This is a genomic window from Paraburkholderia sp. GAS82 (assembly GCF_050436285.1).
In the GTDB taxonomy this organism is placed as follows: domain Bacteria; phylum Pseudomonadota; class Gammaproteobacteria; order Burkholderiales; family Burkholderiaceae; genus Paraburkholderia; species Paraburkholderia phenazinium_B.
Window position 1 is genome coordinate 66,529 of record NZ_JBNDLX010000006.1, and the last position, 18,698, is coordinate 85,226.

Consider the following 18,698-nt stretch of genomic DNA (forward strand, 5'->3'; position numbering starts at 1 on the left):
GTGTGGAAACGGAGTTAGGGCGAGGTTACTCGGGCACCGCCAGACGAAAGGGGCGGCAACAGACAAACCGAACCTACTGCCACCGCGCCACATCTCGACTCTACCGTGATCTGCCCGTTGCATAGGCCCGTTCGATGAACGCCCGGCGGAGAGATCTATCAGTTGGAATTCGGCTAGGAAAGGATCTTCGACATCGCTGGCTAGATCGTCGACATTCGACTATTCACCGTCGGTCAACGCGGAGCTTCTGGACTCGAAGGTAGTTGATCGTTGAAAGTATTTGCCGTAGGGCCGCGAACCGGGTGAATCGACGAATAACGTGTTCCCCCTGTTTGAGTACCGCAGCGATTTGGAGTCCAATCACGCAGTCAGGAAATTGGACATAAAGAAGCGATTCACGGAAAAGCAGATCATCGGCTTCCTGCGGAAGCCCTCGGCCGGACCCCGCTGGGGCGTTGATCGTGCAAAATGACCGGCCACCAAGGCCAAGGAGACAACATGGATTCGCAGACCACATCGCAGGAACCGGAGATGGATGACGACGGTCGCCGACGCAGGGATTTCGTTCGTGGCGGCTTCTCCTTGGGTGGCGCGATCGCGCTCGCAAGCACCGCCTCTGCGACTGCCTCTGCGGCGCCGAAAGACGACCTTTGGGCGACGCCTGCGCGCACCGGCGGCAAGCTGCTGGTGCGTTGGCTGGGCGGTGGCGTCACGGAAATCGCCACACCTGACTACAAGCAGATTGCGTACGGCGACGCGTGGATCTGGAACAACGCGGGCTGGGATCGTTTCGGCGTGAAAAAGCCGCCGGAATATGCCAGTGCCAAGGGATTCGCCGACTATGTCGCGGGCAAGAAACCCGATGCAGTCTTTGTGCTGCTCACCCATGACCACGGCGACCACATGGGCGATTACTTCGAGATGCTCAAAGCGCTGAACGACGCCGGCGTGCTGGTCAAGACCACGGGGCAGAGCGACATGATGCGCTCAGCGCTAGTGCCGGAGTTTCGTAAGGTGGGCCTGGATCCCGCGGAAATCGTCGTGAACGGCGGGGCGGGGATGAACTTCGGCGGGGTGTCCCTGCACGGCGAGATGTCGGCGCATCTGATTCCCGCACTGCACTCCAACTTGTGCGGCTATCCGGCGGCGGGCTTTATGCTCGACATCGGTGGAGTTCGTGTGTATCTGAGCGGAGACACCGATCTTTTCGGCGACATGCGATTGATCGGTGAGCGTTACAAACCCGATCTGAGCATTGTGTCTGCGGGCGGCGGGCCCTTCACGATGAATCCGCAGGACGCGGCACGGGCCAGTGCGTGGGTGGGGGGTTCCCATGGCATACCCGTGCATTATGCGCACAACGGGCTGGTGCTGGGTGTCGAGGCGGGCGAGCAATACCGTCAGGCTGCCTCGCACGTGGCGCCCTCGCTGCGGGTCTCGGTAATGAAACCCGGCGAGCAGACGTTGATCACCGTCTGACGGTGTGGGCTGTGGCGGCTCGCGTGCCATGGGTCGGTTCGATTCCGGCCCAGGCCACCAAAAAACGCAGTGACGTTTCTAAGGCCCATTGCCGCGAGCGAGCGGCGGCTTGGCGGAAACTCGATTGTCGTAATCTGCCCGTTGCATAGGCCCGTTCGATGAACGCCAGACGGGGAGATCCATCAGTCGGAATTCGGCCGATACTGTTGAAAAAGTCGATGACCGTCTCGCGCATGAGGTTTTCAGGGGTCTTCTTACCCTTGACCGACGCTCGCGAGCGGCTTGTGGGTCGATCTGAGAGGTCGATTTTTTTGCTTGTCGATTGCAAAAGCGAGGCAGCGACTTTTTCAACAGTATCGGCCATCTCCGGCCGTTCGCCTGTGCGCTTTAAGTGACGTTCGTACGTCAAGTCCGCTGCGAAGAGCGGACTTTCGTCTCAGCAATTTCGAGGAAAATTGATTGTCGCGGCGGCCCCATGTTGATCGCCAGAGCGTTTTAATCCACGCTTCGACTTCGTCGCCCTTGTAGCTGCGACTAAGTTCTTGCTCGAGGTGCATTGAAAAATTCGCTTGCTCCGCGGGTAACGAGAAACACGGAAATGCAGAGGTAGACGACAAGTTTGGTCCAACCGAAGCCGGTGATCCGCCCGTGCCCGAAAAGCACAGGCCACACCGCCTAGACACACAGAAGCAGCAGGGGGGGATCGCTAGGAGACGGGACCAGCCTGATCCACGAATGACGCCGATATCCACTGCAACCCTCCATCCAGTTGCAAAGAACGAACGCTCCATCATCAGCCTAAGCCGACGTCCGACCGTCGGCGAGCGGAAGGCAGAGAGTGACGATAGCGATAGGATCCATGCCATTGGCAGCGCCGACGGCGCGGGCGGCCCTGGCATTGCCCAGTTGCTCCGCAAGTTCAGCGTAAGTCCGCATCTCGCCGAAGGGAATTCCAAGCAGAGCTTCCCAGATTTTTTTCTGAAAATCAGTGCCAGAAAAATCCAACTCCAGATCGAAATGCGTACGCTGGCCGTCGAAATATTCGCTGAGTTGCCCCGCGGCGTTCACCAGGATCGGGCGCCCGGCGTCTTCAGTCACGGGTCCCAGGCGCATGCAACCGTTTCTTTCGACTTCCCGGAGAATTGCCGCGAGGCGATTCTCGTTGGCAACTAGCTTGAGCATCCCGATTGGGGAGTCGATCACTTTGAAAAAGAGCGCCATTCCCGGTTTCCTTGAGGTTCCGCTTGAATGTCCGCAACTGCGAACTCTGCGGATTGTCTCTGTGCTGAGCCGCAGTGCGAGACTTAGACGGTGTAGCTTGCAATATGAGTGTTGCCTTTGTCCGCCGGTGCATCGGGCGTGACAATCAGCCCCTTCTTGAGAATGAAGCAACCCCATCCGCGAGTTTCGCCGGTGATGATCACCGCGTAGACCTTCTTCGCGCGCTCGTAGTATTCCTTGCGTGGAATGGTCGTCATCTTCAGCGGCTTACCGAAGGCTGCATCAATCTCCCGTTGCACCTCCCGTTGAACGCACGGAAGCTCGTCCGGTGCGTTGTCGACCATCATGCGTTCGGCCGGATTCGGCACGAACTCGTCCAATGGAAACACGGAAAGGATCGCCTTCGCGGCACGGCCGGAATCGGCGCCGTCCAGATGCAACGGCTTGCCGACGACAGACGCGCGGCCGGCAGTATCCGCGGGATAGTGCGCATCGACGACGGCGATTTCGTCACCGTGGCCCATCGAGGACAGGGCGTGGAGTAGATCGGGCGTCAGGAGGGGGTCCACGTTCTTCAGCATTTTTGTTTCCTTCAGAAGAATTTCGTCAAGTCAGTTGCCGATTCCGCGCGTATCGCATTGGACACTTATCGCGAGCGCTATCGGTGGAGTGACTTTACGTCCGTACCTTGTGCAGAAGATCTTGAATACCGGTCCACGAGTCCGCATACGTGCATCGCTCGACGAGGACGAAAGGAGACCCCACCGCCTACGAAGCGAGCGAGGCCAGATCGAAGAGTGTTGGGCGGCTGAGCACCTGCCTGAAGAAGCGCCGCTGGTCAGCCGGCTGTTTTTTCTTCCGCGAGCGCGGTTTCGCGGTAAGCGCTCGGGTCTACGCCGTAGATCTTCTTGAATGTGCGCGCGAAACTGCTGCGGCTCTCGTAACCCGCGTTGGCCACGACTGCTTCGATGGTATGGCTGCCGGCCTTTAATTGTGCCGCTGCCTGACGCATGCGCAGGTCGCGCAACACGGCCATGGGTGATTTTCCGACCACGCTCGAGAAGCGCGCCATGAAGGCCGAGCGGCTCAGAAACGCGCAGTCGGCGAGGCTTTCGACGGTGTGATTGGCACCGGGATTGCCGACCATCATGGAAAAGGCGCGGGCGACTTTCGGGTCGCTCAAGAGGGCAAAACGCTCGACCCAGGTGTTGATCGACGTGAGCGATCGGCGCAGCAAGGCGACCACCACCTGCTTGAGAAGCGCCGAGCTCATCGCACCGGCACCGATCTCCTGGTTGAGAAGCTCGTCAACAGCGGAGTTGAGCTTGTCGTAGAGCCGGTCCGCAACCGTAAACTGCTCGACGATGGGCTCGACCAATCCTTCGAAGAGGCCGGTTGAAGAACCGTATTGCGCGCGAAAATATCCGCAAATCATCACCATTTCCGGCTCATCGTCATCGTCGCCCGCGCGGAAACGCCGGATGCCGTCGCTTGTCGTCACGTTTTTGCTACCTTCGACGCCAATGATGGGCCTGGAGGCGTTTCCTGAGTTCGATTCGAGAATAAACGGGGTATGGGGAGGAACGACGATCAGGATATGCGGTTCGACATTGATCTTCGGCGCGCCGTTGAACGACATCCGGCCCTTGCCTTTCAAAATGTAGTGGATGCCGGGCGCCTCGTTCCCTCCCAGCTCCAGCCGGTACCCCTCGTTGACGACGCACTCGGAGAGCGCCACCACCTCGACGTCCAGAAGCGCCATCAGGCTGTTCAGATCCGGGGGCGAGATACGGGAGACGGGAGGTGCTTTCATTGATTTCTGTTCCGCGTGGGTGCAAGTGGGTCGGCGACCGGCAAGGAATTTTAATCGTCTTGCGTGCCTCCCGTTGTCCGGCTCTGGTGTCCAATCGTCCGGAACGTGCCAAGCTTACCCGTCGTTCCCTGTACGTACCGCCGGAGGGCTTGCCGACAACCGGGTGTCGGTGTCGCTCAAGAACTGCTGGTGCCTGGACGACGCGAGAAGCTTTCCCGTAGAGACATCCACGAAGAACCCAGATCCGGACGATTGGACACATGAAACGGCTTTCTCACGTCACGTGCCGGCGTAACGTTGGAAACTGTGAAATGCAACAAACCTTCACGTATAAGAGCGAATTGTCGTGCATTGACTTCGCTCACGCACTACTCATCGAGGCCAGATCATGGGACTCCCCATACAGCAAGATCTATTTGGCGCCACGCAATCGCTGACGACCGCGAATTTCGATTTCACCTCGGCCAGGCGGCAAGCGTTAGACGCTCACACCTGGATCGAAGTCGTCCCTGGCTGGATGTCGGGCTCGCGCGCGCTTCTCGATCGACTCGTCACGTCGGTTGCATGGGAGCAACGCGATCGCCGTATGTTCAAACAGGTGTTCCGTGAGCCTCGGTTGACGGGAGAATACCGGGATGTTCGGGACGCGCCGGAAAGCGTGCTTCTCGACGCATGTCGGGCATTGTCCGAGCACTACGCAATCCGCTACGACGGCTTGTGGATGAACTTCTACCGCGACGGACAGGACAGCACCAGTTGGCATCGAGACACGATTTCACGACATCGTTCTGAGACGATTGTCCCTGTCCTGACGCTGGGAGCGACTCGCCGCTTTCTGATCAAACCGAGGGCAGGGGGCCAGTCACTTGTGTTCAGACCGACATCCGGTGATTTGATCGTCATGGGAGGACGGGCCCAGACCGACTGGGTGCACAGCGTGCCCAAGGAACCTGACGTCGCCGAACGCCGGATCAGTATCAACTTTCAGAGCTCGGCTCAGGTGTCTGGAAAGCCGTTGGGCGTGAGATAGACGTGCGAGTGAACTGACGCGGTTGCGTGCGACGATGAGCAGCCCAGCTGTTCGATGTACGCTGCACTTATCCGGATCTGGGCACCATCTACGGCGCTGGTTGTAGCAACGTGCCTGACAATCCAGGAAATGCGTCCTTGTGTCTCGATTCACGGCATCGCCATAGCACTTCAGCGTGCGCTCCCTATACTCGAATCGCAGCCTGCGTTTCGTTGCGAAAGCGGCCATTACATGTCACAGAGGAAGCCATCATGAACACAGTCACGAACAGGTTCACCAGGAGCTACTACTACAAGGACGTCCCATCCCCGATTGGCGGTCTGCGGTTGGTCGCGAGTGACGACGGCCTCGCCGCTATCCTCTGGGAGAACGAAAAAACCGACGCGAAGCGCGTTCCCCTGAACATTGTCGGCGAAGACACCAGTCATCCGATCCTCATCCAGACCGAGCGCCAGTTGGGCGAATACTTTTCTGGCCAGCGCAAGAGATTCGACGTCGAGATGGATTTCGCCGGCACGGACTTCCAGAACAAGGTTTGGGAGGCGCTGCTCGGTATCCCGTTCGGCGAAACCCGCACCTACGGAGAAATCGCCCGGCAGATCGGAAACCCGAAGAGCGTACGAGCCGTTGGTGGTGCGAGTAACAAGAACCCAATCGCGATCATCGCGCCCTGTCATCGTGTGGTCGGCGCCTCCGGTGACCTGACCGGTTTTGCCGGCGGCCTGAGGGTAAAAGCGCAGTTACTGGCGCTGGAAGGTCTCAACGGGTTCCGACATGAGGCTGCCGCGTGATGCCATCTGCAACACCACCCTGGAATAAAGCGCTGGCCCGTAAGGGGCAAATGGACGGGAAATTCCTGATTGGCGACATGAAGGCGGGCACTTACAGCCTGCCTTCATGTACGGTCAGATTACCGAAGGGTGAAGACGTCCAGCTTTTCACGACCGAGGCATCCGCAAAGAACGCCGGTCTGCGTCCTTGCAAGATCTGCCGCCCCGACCGCTTCCATGATGGAGAAAAGGCGAGCCTGACGCTTTTTCACGTCTTCCAGCGCGGCCTCTCGATCAGCCCCACCGAATTTGCTTCGGTACCCGATCTGATGCAGCGCGCCAATCTTCCTGCCGATCAACTGGAAGACCTGTTTCGCGACCACGCGCAAATGTCGGCTGCTCAGTGGTTGCGGCGAGTTCAAGCTCGCCGCGCTGCCGAAGCGATCGCTGCGGGGCGATCACCGGAGATCGCAGGTGCAGACGCCGGCTTTCCTTCCAGAACGATATTCGAGGAAGCGTTTATCGCCGAGTACGCGATGTTGCCGTCCGAATATAGCGTGATGAACGTTAAGAAGGGTTTTGCCCTGCATCTTCCAGAATCCTATCGTCCGCAGGAGGCAGTCGGCTATCACGGGCGCGACGTGAACAGCCCGAGTGAACGCGCCGATGGGCGGCGAATCTGGAAGGCGTTGCACACCGCGGAGGGTCCCGCCATCATCGAGATTGCCATTGGCTCCGATCGCGCGACGGTGAAAGTCACGACGGAGAAGAACCTTGGCCGCGAGAGCATGGCCTTTCTGCAACGATCGGCGCTACGAATGCTGGGATTGTCGAACGATATCTCGGCATTCGAAGAGCGTCATCCCGAGATCGTTAAAACGCGCAGGGGATTGCGCGTCCCACTTCTGCCGAGCGCCTTCGATGCGCTTTGCTGGGCCATCACGGGTCAGCAGATCAATCTCGCGTTCGCTGCCACGTTGCGGCGCGACATGATCAATCTGGCCGGGGAGAAGATCCACGGAATGCGGGTGCATCCGACGGCCGGGCAACTGGCCAACCTTGGAATCGAACCGCTCCGAAAGATCCGCTATTCCGGCTCCAAAGCCAACTACATGATCTCGGCCGCCGAACAGATTGCCAGCGGTCATCTGGATATCGAGGGGTTGGTCGACGGCTCGGCTGTTGCGGCGCAGGAGGCTTTGGTCTCGCAAAAAGGTATCGGAATCTGGACGGCGCGCTACGTGATGATGCGAACCGGATTCGCCGACGCGGCGCCGGTCGGGGACAGCGGGTTGGCAACCGCCCTGCAGCGTCTTTACCCGTCCGAAGTGCGTCCAGATGCGGAGGAAGCGGGTCGGTTGATGTTCAGGTTCAGCCCGTACCGTAGTCTCGCAAGCGTGCACTTGTGGGCGTCGTTGGCCGACGAGAAGTAGCCATCCGATGGCGTCGGGCTTTCTCTGCCGTGCAGAAAGTCCGCGAGCGGTGCTCACACATCTCGAAAGCGGCTCCGTCAATTTCCTTCCCGTTGTGAGAGGTCGACAATGAATCTGTCACCTACCTCAACTGGAGCAAGCAATCATGGCGCACACCACCGTCGACGTCGGCATTTCCCGCCACATTTTCAAGTACAGCGACGCGTTGATCATCGAGCCGAATCAGCGTTGGTTCATCACTTCCGGCACGCCCGGCATGGACAAGAACGGCAACTTGCCTGATGGCATCGAAGCCCAGGCTCGCCTTGCCTGGGGCAACATCCTGGAGGGTCTGGAAAAGGCCGGCATGGGTCCACAAAACATCGTCAAGGTCGTCTCGACTCTGATCAACAAGGACGACATCCAGACCTATGGCCGTGTGCGCGCGGAGATCCTCGGCGACGTGCGACCGGCTTTCATGTTGTCCGTCGTGAACCAGATGGTCAATCCTCGCATGCTGGTCGAAGTCGAAGTGTTCGCTGCCGGGACGTGAACGTTTCTCAACCGGACGCCTGATTCACGAAGGATGCACACATGGTCGAGCTGCGTTTTCCACTACTGCCGTACGACGTCCTGACTGCTGAGCAGCGAACCATTCACGATCGACTGTCGAGTAGCCCGCGTGGCGGCGTCAGCGGTCCTTTCCGGGCCTGGTTGTATTCGCCAAAGTTGGCCAATGGGCTGGTGGAGGTCGGTAACTATCTGCGTTTCGATAGCTGTCTGACGAAGCGCATGATCGAGCACACGATCTTGCTGGTCGCCTTCGAATGGAACGCGAGCTTTGTCTTCGCTCATCACGCACCACTGGCAATCGCGGATGGCCTTTCGGAAGAAGTCGTTGAGTCCATTCGCACGGGCCAGCGACCGTCTTATGCGCGAGAAGAGGATTTCGTGGTGGACGAGTTCGTGCGCTGCCTGCTGAAAGGCGGCGAGATCGACAGCGCGACGTGGGAGCGGTGTGCGGCGGTTCTCTCAGCCGAAACCATGGTCGATCTGATCGGGCTCACTGGCTACTACATCATGGTCGCGATGACGACGAAAGCCGCGAGCTTGTAGCACAAGCGGATTGGCGTCATCGAGGACTGCGTGGTCGGCACAAGGAATGTGACCTGCGGATCGAAACCCGCGCGCCTTTTCCAAAGACAGAGGAGAACAACTGATGAGACCGGTCCGTACCGTTCGTGGTCTGGAAAACCTGGGCCGTACCCGTCTGTCGCGCAATTTTTTTATGCGCGAATTCATGTTCAGCGAAATCGCGGCCATCAACGGGTTTCCGAATCTTCCGGACAATCCTGATCTCGCTGTCACCGCAGGTCGGCACCTTTGCGAACTGTTGCTGGAGCCTTTGCAGGCAACATTCGGCCGCATCTCTCTACGTTCCGGATACAGAGCACCGGAGGTGAACGAGTTCGGAAATCTTCACGGTCTGAGTTGTGCATCCAATGAACGCGACCGCGCGCGCCATATCTGGGACCAGCGCGATGCCGCCGGTCATTCTGGCGCAATGGTCACTATCGTCATGCCCTGGTTCGTTGACAAACGGGCCGAGGGGAAACGCTGGCAATCGCTTGCGTGGTGGATTCACGATCACTTGCCCTACAGCGAGCTGCAGTTCTTTCCAAAAATCGGCGCCTTCAACATTGCCTGGCATGAGAGGCCGGTGCGTTCCATTTACAGTTGGGTGAAGCCGCGTGGCTTGCTGACTCGTCCTGGATATGAAAACCACGAGGGCGATCACAGTGACCAGTATCAAGGATTCCCGCAACTGGCCAGCTACGAGCCCATGTATGTTCGATGACCTCGTGACTGGAGATTCAGACGTGCAGCGAGAGCCAGCCGGAAATGGACGCCGGGCGACATTTCCCGGACCTTCTGCAAGACCATGAAGAACAGACTGCTCATCACCGGCAACGATTGACAGGAGACGGGTCATGCCAACCACCGTGGATAAATTCCGTTCGATCCGCGACACCCGGCAGGAAGCCGTGGCTATTCGCGATATGGAGAAGCAGATGCGCGCGTAAGCCAACGGCACGATTCAGAAGGCGCGTCCCTTCTGGTCAACTACCCATAGATGACCAGGGGCGCCCTGGTCGCTTAACTGAGTCCATACCCCGCTATCGACTCACTCCACCTCAAGAGGAAATGACAATGAGCACACTCGACAAGGTCTTCGCCGACCTTCATCAAGGCAACCCGATCCTGAACCTGCCGAACGCCTGGGATGCGGGCAGCGCGCGCATCTTCGAAGCGCAAGGTGCCAAGGCAATCGTCACCACGAGCGCGGGCGTACTCTGGGCGCTCGGTTATCCCGATGGAAATCTTGCACCGGCGAGGCTGCAGGCTGAAGTGGCCGCCACCATCACTCGCGTGATCCACGTACCCCTGTCGATCGATTTCGAAGCCGGCTACTCGGACGACCCCCAAACAGTCGCGGAAAATATCAAACCCATCCTGGACGCCGGCGTCGTCGGCATCAATATCGAAGACGGTCAGGACGCACCGCCCGTGCTGGCGGCGAAAATCGAAGCCGTGCGGGCTGCTGCGGAAAAGGCCGGTATCGCCCTCTGGATCAACGCGCGCTCCGACGTTTACCTGCAACAACTGGTCGATGCGCCGAAGCGTGCTGAAGAATCGATCAAACGTGCCGAACTGTATGGCAAAGCGGGCGCCGATAGCGTTTTCCTCCCGGCACTGACCGATGCCCACGACATCAAAACCGTGGTCAAGGGTTCGCCAGTCCCAATCGCGCTCATGGCATGGCCCGGCCTGGCGGATTCTGCCGAGCTCCAAAAGTTGGGCGTGGTCCGCTTGTCCTCCGGCTCCGGCATTCCGCAAGTGATCTGGAACCACGCAGCCCGTCTGGCCAAGGCTTTTGTTGAAAAGGGCGAATCTGGCCCGATGGCTGTCGACTATATGGCTCACGGCGAGTTGCAAAGCTTGTTCGCCGGGCGCAAGTAAGCCGGGATAGTCTCGCAGCGCGGGGCGGCTGCTCCGGTCGCAGTTGCTTCTTCGCTTGATGCGCACCAAATTCCGAAGGGTCGGTTTCCGGCTAACCGGCTACTTCACCCAAGCCGACGAGATGTTGCTCGATGCCAAGGCGCGGGCGGCCGCGTTCGATGGCGTGCGCGTCGTGGCGTCTACAACACGAAGACCGCGGAAGAGGATCGCATGGGAAAAACCAATCTGGTGACTCGAGTGCGACCGCGCCGCGTCGTAGCTTCACGTTCATAGCGATATGGACTTCTCTCTCTCTCGATAGCGCAGCCTCAAACGGCCAAATGGCGTCATGGAGCGACCTAAGCAAGGTCGTTAGCTGACCACCCGCGATGGCCGAGCTCTCGTCTTCCGACAGAACTAAACGAATGCCCGTTGTACCTCGAAAGCAGCCCTATATGTCGCGCTTGATCGACCGGCCGCAACGGGTCGAACTGGGCCGGTCGTCATCAGGTTGGGTTCGGCCAATAAGCGCCATTCGTTATCGCTCAGGTAACGACCCGCTATCCTTTGGCGCGTGACTTTGTCGCAGACTTCGCCGCACGCTTTGCCGCCGGCTTCGATGTCTTGACTGCGGCGCGAGTCTTCCGTGGCGAACCGCTACCAGCGCGCCCCTTTGCGCTATCCCCAACTCGCGCTTTAGTACGCCCCTCATCTTTAGATCGCGTGCCTTGGCCAGTATCACCAATAAGCGGATCGCTGAGCATTTGGGCTGCAAGTCTCCTGAGGGCTGCAACATCGGCAGCCGAATGTGTCGATGTCGAAGCCACATAGTCGCGGGCGAACCGCTTTAACAATTCGCGCTCTTCGTCGGTCGCTTGCCGTCCGTACACACCTGATCGCGCCCTGATAAGTTGAACCGCTGCCATAGCATTACCCTCTACGTATTGTTGCCAGACTAGAGCCAATCGGCGTTCACCGCAAGCGGTGTGACTGTTTCGAGTTTCCAGCGCCGGGTTGTCCGGAGGTCGCTCCGGTGGTCGAGGGAATACTGTTCGTCTTCTTTCGCCTTCACCGTCAACACGAGACCGTGATGTCCCGCAGGAAGAAATAGCTCCGTGTTGTAGCCCTGATCGTGCCGCCACAAACCGACCGCACGCGCCGGACTGCGCTCGCCCAAGTTGGAGCGGTCCACCATGCCAGCCGACGTAATCGAGAGGACAGACGACCCCGGATCCTCGGCAAGCACCGTCGCGTAGCGGCCTGGCCACCGAACCGCTAATTGAGGGCCATCCATCAGTAATGCGATTACAAGATTCGGACCCACGGACCGGATCACCGGCATGGCCGGGTCCGCGCGCGCCAGATCTTCACAGATCAGCACCGTCATGCAGAGATCGTCGCGCAGCGCGAGAAAGGGCAGGCGTCTGTTGTCGACGGCAATATGCTCCCAGACCTTGAGCGGCTCCGGCGACGGAATCCCGGTAAGGCCATACCGCTTGATTTGGTCCCTATCCAGCGCCCAGCGATGATGTTTTAATGAGCCTTCCCGTATAGCACCCGCTGCGCGGCCTTCTTTTGATTTGGCGCGAACACCATTGTCTTGGCGCGATTGCGCCCTGGCATTCCGTCATACGACTCGTTGCCCTGTTCGCCGGCAGTCATCGTTCCCGTAATCAGAAACTTGAGACCCGGAATTGGCCTGCGAGCGAGCACGTCGAGCAGTTCGTCGCCAAGTTTTTCCGTGAGCGCACATTCCGGAAAGAGTACGCCGTCGATAGCATCCGCGCCAAACTTGCTGACCGCCTGCTCGACCATCGGGGCAATCAATTCATCTCGGATCAGCTTGGCAGTGACCGTCTTGGGCTTTCTCAGCCAAGTCGGGTCCAAGGTGAAATAAGGCTGCATCTTCGCCTGATGCTTCATTTCCCGGACCGGACCAGAGGCAATAAAACTCTCGTCGTCTACCCGGAATGGGTACGGAATGACGAGCAGGCGCATGGTTCCATTGGTCGGCCCATTGTCAGGTAGAACCCATTCCGATTCCACAACAGTTGAAGGCGGCAACAGTGCCAGGTGGTGACTCATCGAGCGCACCGTACAACCCACGGACGGGGTGAGCGACTTGGGCAGCACCGTTGCTTTACTCGGCGGAACCCTCTCACACAGAGAATTGGGGATATATGGCAGCCTTGCAGCCTCTTCAGCCTCGACGTGATCAAGGAACGACAAGGACGCTCGCAGTGAAATCGTGGTCAATTTCTTCTCGTCGCGTGGCATCCATCCAACCCCCGCTGACGCTTCGTCCGCAACTGCGAGCAGGCGCATCAAAGTCGCGACAGCCGTGCTAAATGGAATCTCAGCCTTGAGACGAGTCAGTGGCGTCGGACCATGGACAGCCAGCAGGTCGTACCACCAAACTTCGACCAATTGCGGACATTTGCCGGTTTCTCGCCACTCGATGGCCGCCTGCATCACTTCGCCGATGTACGTATCGTGATTCAGGTAATGATTGCCAACGAGAGACGCTTCCGTGTAGCACCCTGAGAGTCCCATCAGCGTTGCCACGACCGCAAACATGTCCGCAGGCCAGCGAGGCGGAATGATCAGCCGCAGCAGGCGATTGACATAGGCGTCATCCGTTGCTTCTACCAATTCCGAATGCGAACCGTCCGGCATCATTTCCTCGACGACGTCGAGAATTGTACGTTGTCGGCTCACGTCGTTCGCGGGCGTCGGTGACGGAGCGGCCGCCTGCTTCGCGCCGCGTGCAGCTTTACCGGGCTGTTTTGTGGACATACGTGGTCGCGGTTCGAAATTCTAGTGGGCCGGGTTTGATGCTTGGTGGCAGCGCTCGCTGAAGTCGGCGAGGACGTATTCGATGCGAACTTCGTCTCGATTCGTGCTCAAGAAATGCATCGTTTAAGGTAATTGGTTTCTCGGCTTACAAAGAGGGAAGATCAACTCGGTCGAAGACGCATGCGCGCCGCCTCACAGGGCATGAGCATCGCCTTAATTCGGGTGCAGAGATACGCCAGCCACATTGAAAAGCGTGCCCGAAGCCAACCACCAAAGTCTGCGTGCCCGTGCGGGAACGTGGACCACGTTGATTTTGCCCAATCGCCACGAGCAAATATAGCGCCGGCAGCACGGCGCGCGCTTCGACGCCGATGACCGCCCCTTGTGGTTCGGGGAGCAGCCATTGCGATTGTACAAGTTCAACGACCGCTAAGGGTGTGCGCCGTGAAAAGGTGGCGCTTTCCAGCGGGTGCAAGCCCCGCCCGGCAAATGCTCCAGCCGGAAGCAACCGGAGCAGCTATGGAGGCAACGAAGTGGCTGAAGCCTTCGGTGATGCGTGTCACAAATTGGTGACAGCGCGAGTGTGCAGGCCGTAACGCGAGTGAACGCCGGGCAAACCTCGAAAAGGTCGATGCGCAGGCCGACCCGACAACCCTATCGGGGAAGGCTGATACGACTGGGCGAATGAGCAGGCTGGACGCCCAGTCGCTGCGCCGGGGTAGTGGCGACAGCATGTACACAAGGAAAGCGTACGCAACACGGGAAGTCCCTCGGCGTGGTCAGGGATGACCAACCGGACGCCCGCGAGGGACAGGCCGGGCGCCTTGGGATGACGGAGAGGCCCGTAGTACTGGTGAAGCCGGGTAATGCTGGCGGAGGGAAGGGGCCTCAGTTCAGGACAGACGCAATACGTAGTGAGGACGTGGAGATTGGGCAACCTATCAACTCCGATTCGTGTTCAGAAGCTGCAGATGGCGTTACACGCGAAAGCGAAGGCAGAAGCCGGGTATCTCTTCTACGCGCTGTACGACAAGATCTACCGTGAGGATGTGCTGGCGCATGCGTACGCCCAGTGTCGCTCGAACAGGGGCGCACCGGGTGTCGATCGGCAAGACTTCGCGGAGGTCGAAGCGTATGGAGTGCAGAAGTGGCTCGGCGAACTGGCGCTTGCGCTCAGGCAGGAGAGTTACCGGCCGGACCCTATCAGAAGAGTGTTTATCCCGAAGGCCAATGGCAAGCTGAGGCCACTGGGCATCTCGACCTTGCGTGATCGGGTGTGCATGACAGCAGCGATGCTGGTGCTCGAACCGATCTTCGAAGCGGACCTTCCATCGGAGCAGTACGCTTACCGCCCGGGGCGAAACGCCCAGCAAGCGGTGATCGAGGTGGAGGAACGGCTGCATCGAGGGCAAACGGACGTCGTTGATGCCGACCTTGCGGACTACTTCGGAAGTATTCCACACGCCGAACTGATGCTGTCGCTGGCGCGACGCATCGTTGATCGGCGCGTGCTGCATCTGATCAAGATGTGGCTGGAATGCTCCGTTGAAGAAACCGATACCCGAGGCCGGAAGAAACGTACGACGGAGGCCAAAGACAGCAGACGTGGCATTCCGCAAGGCTCACCCATCTCACCACTGCTGGCGAATATTTATATGCGCCGGTTTGTGCTGGCATGGAAGAAGCTCGGACTTCAGCGCAGTCTTGGCAGTCGCATTGTGACCTACGCGGACGATCTGGTGATCCTGTGCAAGAAAGGGAAGGCTGAGGAAGCCTTGTTACGAATGCGCGAGATCATGGACAAACTGAAGCTGACGGTCAACGAAGAGAAGACACGAATCTGCAAGGTGCCGGAAGGCGAATTCGACTTCCTGGGTTATACGTTTGGGCGGCTGTACTCAGCGACGACAGGCCAGGCCCGTATGGGCATGCGTCCGTCGAAGAAGAGTATCCGGCGCATGGTCGAAAAGATTCATGCGATGACCGCCCTCAAGACGGTGTGGCAAGAGACCACGGAGCTGGTGGGCCGGTTGAACCGCACGCTGCGCGGCTGGGCGAACTACTTCAAGGTAGGCTCGGACAGACGCGCGTATCGGGCGCTCGACAGCTACACCGCTACGCGGTTGCGTCGGTGGTTACGCAACAAGTACAAGGTTCGACGTCGCAGAGGCGGGACTTATCCATCCCCGCATCTCTACGGGCACTTCGGTCTCGTGCGTCTGACTGGTCCATGGTTGTGAACCTGCCGTGTGTGAAGGCGTGGTGTCCTGTCCGAGAGCCGGATGCGGGAGATCTGCATGTCCGGTTCAATGAGCGGGGTGTGGAAACGGAGTTAGGGCGAGGTTACTCGGGCACCGCCAGACGAAAGGGGCGGCAACAGACAAACCGAACCTACTGCCACCGCGCCACATCTCGACTCTACCGACACGCGACGATCGCCGTTTCGTACAGATGGGTCATCCGTCTGCATACTTGGCGTGATTGAGCGCACATACGACGGCGGGCGGCTGAGTACGGGCGGCGTTCAAAGAAAGCACGTCTTTCGGACGGTCCAGTAAATTCCCTACTTTCGGGTCTAGCCACCTTCGAACACTCCCACTGGGGTGCCGTCAGGGAGACGAACTGGATCACCTGCCAGAACTCTGTGCATCGGCTGCACCTGATAGCCGCAAGCCGCATCATCTTTTTCGAACTTCCCGGGCTTGGATGAGAAATGAGATCGATTCCGGGGGTTTACCCTAGATTGAATGTCAGTCGTTACGTTTTGCGGAACGATGGTCGTCAGAAATCGCTGGGTGGCCAGCAGCGTGCGCAACCCTGCGGCACGGCTACGTGGGTTATAAGTCATTGTTTTTATGGAATGTTCGCCCTGTTGGCGCGTCCGAGCGCAGGTCACGAGTTCAAACTTAAGTGAACAAAGTTCAAAGTTAAGTGAATCTCGACAACCCTCGCAAAAAATTCCCACCCCCATCCTTCTTGAATTTGTCACCGCCCGTCCATATAATTAGCACTCGCTGCACGAGAGTGCTAACAACATCGCCGGCTGGCCCAGCCAGCCGGGTTTTCTCAGCGTTCTTCAGTCTCAATCAAGAGAGGAGTATGTATGAACCTTCGTCCTTTGCATGATCGCGTGATCGTCAAACGTCTGGATCAAGAAACCAAGACCGCGTCGGGCATCGTGATCCCCGAAGCCGCAGCAGAAAAGCCGGATCAAGGCGAAATTCTGGCAGTCGGCCCGGGCAAGCGTGACGACAAGGGCGCACAAATCGCGCTCGACGTGAAGGTTGGTGACCGCGTCCTGTTCGGCAAGTACGCAGGCCAGACCGTTAAGGTCGACGGCAGCGAACTGCTCGTGATGCGCGAAGAAGACATCATGGCCGTGGTGCAGAAGTAAGCGCAAAGCGCTACTTACCCGGTTATATCCCAAGAATTCAAGGAGTTAGAAGATGGCAGCTAAAGACGTCGTATTCGGTGATTCCGCCCGTGCCAAGATGGTTGAAGGCGTGAACATCCTCGCGAACGCTGTGAAGGTCACGCTGGGTCCGAAGGGCCGCAACGTTGTCCTGGAACGCAGCTTCGGCGGCCCGACGGTCACCAAGGACGGTGTGTCGGTCGCGAAAGAGATCGAACTGAAAGACAAGCTCCAGAACATGGGCGCGCAAATGGTCAAGGAAGTGGCTTCCAAGACCAGCGACAACGCAGGCGACGGCACCACGACCGCAACGGTCCTGGCCCAGTCCATCGTTCGCGAAGGCATGAAGTACGTCGCATCGGGCATGAACCCGATGGACCTGAAGCGCGGTATCGACAAGGCTGTGACTGCAGCTATCGAAGAACTGCGCAAGATCAGCAAGCCGTGCACGACCAACAAGGAAATCGCTCAGGTTGGCGCGATTTCGGCAAACAGCGACTCGTCGATCGGCGACCGTATCGCTGAAGCAATGGACAAGGTCGGCAAGGAAGGCGTCATCACGGTTGAAGACGGCAAGTCGCTGCAAGACGAGCTGGACGTGGTTGAAGGCATGCAGTTCGACCGCGGCTACCTGTCGCCGTACTTCATCAACAATCCGGACAAGCAAGTTGCTGTGCTCGACAACCCGTTCGTGCTGCTGCACGACAAGAAGGTGTCGAACATTCGTGACCTCCTCCCGGTTCTGGAACAAGTCGCCAAGGCTGGCCGTCCGCTGCTGATCATCGCAGAAGACGTCGAAGGCGAAGCTCTGGCAACGCTGGTTGTGAACAACATCCGCGGCATTCTGAAGACTGTTGCTGTCAAGGCTCCGGGCTTCGGTGATCGTCGTAAGGCCATGCTGGAAGACATCGCGATCCTGACCGGCGGTCAAGTTATCGCTGAAGAAACCGGCCTGACGCTCGAAAAGGCAACGCTGGCTGAACTGGGTCAAGCGAAGCGTATCGAAGTGGGCAAGGAAAACACCACGATCATCGACGGCGCTGGTGAAGGTGCCAACATTGAAGCGCGCGTGAAGCAAGTTCGCACGCAAATCGAAGAAGCAACGTCGGACTACGACCGTGAAAAGCTGCAAGAGCGCGTGGCCAAGCTGGCCGGCGGTGTTGCAGTGATCAAGGTCGGCGCTGCGACCGAAGTCGAAATGAAGGAAAAGAAGGCGCGTGTCGAAGACGCACTGCACGCAACGCGCGCAGCTGTGGAAGAAGGCATCGTGGCCGGCGGCGGTGTCGCACTGATCCGCGCTCGTACGGCAATCGCCGGTCTGAAGGGCGCTAACGCCGATCAAGACGCAGGCATCAAGATTGTTCTGCGCGCAATGGAAGAACCGCTGCGCCAGATCGTCACGAACGGCGGCGAAGAAGCCAGCGTCGTGGTGGCAGCAGTTGCAGCAGGCACGGGCAACTACGGCTACAACGCAGCAACCGGCGAGTACGTCGACCTGGTCGACGCTGGTGTTGTGGACCCGACGAAGGTCACGCGCACGGCACTGCAAAACGCAGCATCGGTGGCAGGTCTCCTGCTGACGACCGACGCAGCTGTTTGCGAACTGCCGAAGGAAGATGCTCCGATGGGCGGCGGCGGAATGCCGGGCGGCATGGGCGGCATGGGCATGGACATGTAATTTCGGATGGGGCTCCTCCGGGAGCCTCGTATCGAAACACATGGGGGCGGCGCGCTGTAAGGCGTGCTCCCCAAAAGAGAAAACCCG

General features: G+C 58.9%; 17 protein-coding genes. 11 read left to right on the plus strand and 6 right to left on the minus strand.

Annotated features, from left to right (window positions below):
• The first annotated feature begins 498 nt into the window (after positions 1-498).
• Positions 499-1,479 carry an MBL fold metallo-hydrolase gene (locus P3T17_RS19510; RefSeq protein ID WP_429408599.1) on the plus strand — a complete coding sequence of 327 codons (981 nt, stop codon included), beginning with the start codon at positions 499-501 and terminating at the stop codon, positions 1,477-1,479.
• Here P3T17_RS19510 and P3T17_RS19515 read toward each other — a convergent pair.
• From P3T17_RS19515 to P3T17_RS19530, 4 genes are all read right to left on the minus strand, one after another.
• Positions 1,469-1,843, minus strand: a complete 375-nt coding sequence (locus P3T17_RS19515) for a hypothetical protein (RefSeq protein WP_429408600.1) — start codon at positions 1,841-1,843, stop codon at positions 1,469-1,471. The two genes, P3T17_RS19510 and P3T17_RS19515, sit on opposite strands and share 11 nt — an antisense overlap.
• 434 nt (positions 1,844-2,277) lie before the next feature.
• Complete coding sequence (locus P3T17_RS19520; RefSeq protein ID WP_429408601.1) at positions 2,278-2,700, minus strand: methylated-DNA--[protein]-cysteine S-methyltransferase; 423 nt, start codon at positions 2,698-2,700, stop codon at positions 2,278-2,280.
• An 83-nt stretch (positions 2,701-2,783) separates the two neighbouring features.
• Positions 2,784-3,281, minus strand: coding sequence for an RbsD/FucU family protein (locus P3T17_RS19525; RefSeq protein WP_429408602.1), 498 nt, complete (start codon positions 3,279-3,281; stop codon positions 2,784-2,786).
• Between the two features lie 257 nt (positions 3,282-3,538).
• A complete protein-coding gene (locus P3T17_RS19530; RefSeq protein ID WP_429408603.1) occupies positions 3,539-4,513 on the minus strand; it encodes an AraC family transcriptional regulator in 975 nt (324 codons plus the stop codon).
• Between the two features lie 388 nt (positions 4,514-4,901).
• Here P3T17_RS19530 and P3T17_RS19535 point away from each other — a divergent pair, with 388 nt between their 5' ends.
• The 7 genes from P3T17_RS19535 to P3T17_RS19565 all read left to right on the plus strand — a co-directional run bounded on the left by P3T17_RS19535 (position 4,902) and on the right by P3T17_RS19565 (position 10,746).
• Positions 4,902-5,543, plus strand: coding sequence for an alpha-ketoglutarate-dependent dioxygenase AlkB (locus P3T17_RS19535; RefSeq protein WP_429408604.1), 642 nt, complete (start codon positions 4,902-4,904; stop codon positions 5,541-5,543).
• A 251-nt stretch (positions 5,544-5,794) separates the two neighbouring features.
• A complete protein-coding gene (locus tag P3T17_RS19540) occupies positions 5,795-6,334 on the plus strand; it encodes a methylated-DNA--[protein]-cysteine S-methyltransferase (protein ID WP_429408605.1) in 540 nt (179 codons plus the stop codon).
• On the plus strand, positions 6,334-7,746 hold the full coding sequence (locus tag P3T17_RS19545; RefSeq protein ID WP_429408848.1) for an Ada metal-binding domain-containing protein: 1,413 nt from the start codon (positions 6,334-6,336) through the stop codon (positions 7,744-7,746). Before P3T17_RS19540 ends, P3T17_RS19545 begins: the two co-directional genes overlap by 1 nt.
• A gap of 145 nt (positions 7,747-7,891) precedes the next feature.
• Positions 7,892-8,278: a Rid family hydrolase gene (locus tag P3T17_RS19550; RefSeq protein WP_429408606.1), complete on the plus strand. Its 387-nt coding sequence runs from the start codon at positions 7,892-7,894 to the stop codon at positions 8,276-8,278.
• A gap of 41 nt (positions 8,279-8,319) precedes the next feature.
• Positions 8,320-8,841, plus strand: a complete 522-nt coding sequence (locus P3T17_RS19555) for a carboxymuconolactone decarboxylase family protein (RefSeq protein ID WP_429408607.1) — start codon at positions 8,320-8,322, stop codon at positions 8,839-8,841.
• 103 nt (positions 8,842-8,944) lie between these two features.
• Positions 8,945-9,583, plus strand: coding sequence for a hypothetical protein (locus P3T17_RS19560; protein WP_429408608.1), 639 nt, complete (start codon positions 8,945-8,947; stop codon positions 9,581-9,583).
• A gap of 353 nt (positions 9,584-9,936) precedes the next feature.
• Complete coding sequence (locus P3T17_RS19565; protein ID WP_429408609.1) at positions 9,937-10,746, plus strand: isocitrate lyase/PEP mutase family protein; 810 nt, start codon at positions 9,937-9,939, stop codon at positions 10,744-10,746.
• 934 nt (positions 10,747-11,680) lie between these two features.
• Here the strand turns inward: P3T17_RS19565 and P3T17_RS19570 are convergent.
• Both P3T17_RS19570 and P3T17_RS19575 read right to left on the minus strand, forming a co-directional pair.
• Complete coding sequence (locus P3T17_RS19570) at positions 11,681-12,112, minus strand: hypothetical protein (protein ID WP_429408610.1); 432 nt, start codon at positions 12,110-12,112, stop codon at positions 11,681-11,683.
• A 146-nt stretch (positions 12,113-12,258) separates the two neighbouring features.
• Complete coding sequence (locus tag P3T17_RS19575) at positions 12,259-13,521, minus strand: hypothetical protein (RefSeq protein ID WP_429408611.1); 1,263 nt, start codon at positions 13,519-13,521, stop codon at positions 12,259-12,261.
• 866 nt (positions 13,522-14,387) lie between these two features.
• Here P3T17_RS19575 and ltrA point away from each other — a divergent pair.
• From ltrA to groL, 3 genes are all read left to right on the plus strand, one after another.
• Complete coding sequence (ltrA, locus tag P3T17_RS19580; protein WP_429408612.1) at positions 14,388-15,761, plus strand: group II intron reverse transcriptase/maturase; 1,374 nt, start codon at positions 14,388-14,390, stop codon at positions 15,759-15,761.
• 863 nt (positions 15,762-16,624) lie between these two features.
• Positions 16,625-16,915: a co-chaperone GroES gene (gene groES / locus P3T17_RS19585; RefSeq protein ID WP_025496518.1), complete on the plus strand. Its 291-nt coding sequence runs from the start codon at positions 16,625-16,627 to the stop codon at positions 16,913-16,915.
• Positions 16,916-16,967: 52 nt separating this feature from the next.
• Entirely contained in the window at positions 16,968-18,611 is a 1,644-nt protein-coding gene (groL, locus tag P3T17_RS19590; protein WP_074265692.1) for a chaperonin GroEL, read from the plus strand.
• Positions 18,612-18,698 lie beyond the last annotated feature (87 nt).

Excerpts from the sequence above, each read along its gene's own strand:
- P3T17_RS19510 (WP_429408599.1), top strand. The coding sequence starts at position 499 with ATGGATTCGCAGACCACATCGCAGGAACCGGAGATGGATGACGACGGT.
- P3T17_RS19515 (WP_429408600.1), bottom strand. The coding sequence starts at position 1,843 with ATGGCCGATACTGTTGAAAAAGTCGCTGCCTCGCTTTTGCAATCGACA.
- P3T17_RS19520 (WP_429408601.1), bottom strand. The coding sequence starts at position 2,700 with ATGGCGCTCTTTTTCAAAGTGATCGACTCCCCAATCGGGATGCTCAAG.
- P3T17_RS19525 (WP_429408602.1), bottom strand. The coding sequence starts at position 3,281 with ATGCTGAAGAACGTGGACCCCCTCCTGACGCCCGATCTACTCCACGCC.
- P3T17_RS19530 (WP_429408603.1), bottom strand. The coding sequence starts at position 4,513 with ATGAAAGCACCTCCCGTCTCCCGTATCTCGCCCCCGGATCTGAACAGC.
- P3T17_RS19535 (WP_429408604.1), top strand. The coding sequence starts at position 4,902 with ATGGGACTCCCCATACAGCAAGATCTATTTGGCGCCACGCAATCGCTG.
- P3T17_RS19540 (WP_429408605.1), top strand. The coding sequence starts at position 5,795 with ATGAACACAGTCACGAACAGGTTCACCAGGAGCTACTACTACAAGGAC.
- P3T17_RS19545 (WP_429408848.1), top strand. The coding sequence starts at position 6,334 with ATGCCATCTGCAACACCACCCTGGAATAAAGCGCTGGCCCGTAAGGGG.
- P3T17_RS19550 (WP_429408606.1), top strand. The coding sequence starts at position 7,892 with ATGGCGCACACCACCGTCGACGTCGGCATTTCCCGCCACATTTTCAAG.
- P3T17_RS19555 (WP_429408607.1), top strand. The coding sequence starts at position 8,320 with ATGGTCGAGCTGCGTTTTCCACTACTGCCGTACGACGTCCTGACTGCT.
- P3T17_RS19560 (WP_429408608.1), top strand. The coding sequence starts at position 8,945 with ATGAGACCGGTCCGTACCGTTCGTGGTCTGGAAAACCTGGGCCGTACC.
- P3T17_RS19565 (WP_429408609.1), top strand. The coding sequence starts at position 9,937 with ATGAGCACACTCGACAAGGTCTTCGCCGACCTTCATCAAGGCAACCCG.
- P3T17_RS19570 (WP_429408610.1), bottom strand. The coding sequence starts at position 12,112 with ATGACGGTGCTGATCTGTGAAGATCTGGCGCGCGCGGACCCGGCCATG.
- P3T17_RS19575 (WP_429408611.1), bottom strand. The coding sequence starts at position 13,521 with ATGTCCACAAAACAGCCCGGTAAAGCTGCACGCGGCGCGAAGCAGGCG.
- ltrA (WP_429408612.1), top strand. The coding sequence starts at position 14,388 with ATGCTGGCGGAGGGAAGGGGCCTCAGTTCAGGACAGACGCAATACGTA.
- groES (WP_025496518.1), top strand. The coding sequence starts at position 16,625 with ATGAACCTTCGTCCTTTGCATGATCGCGTGATCGTCAAACGTCTGGAT.
- groL (WP_074265692.1), top strand. The coding sequence starts at position 16,968 with ATGGCAGCTAAAGACGTCGTATTCGGTGATTCCGCCCGTGCCAAGATG.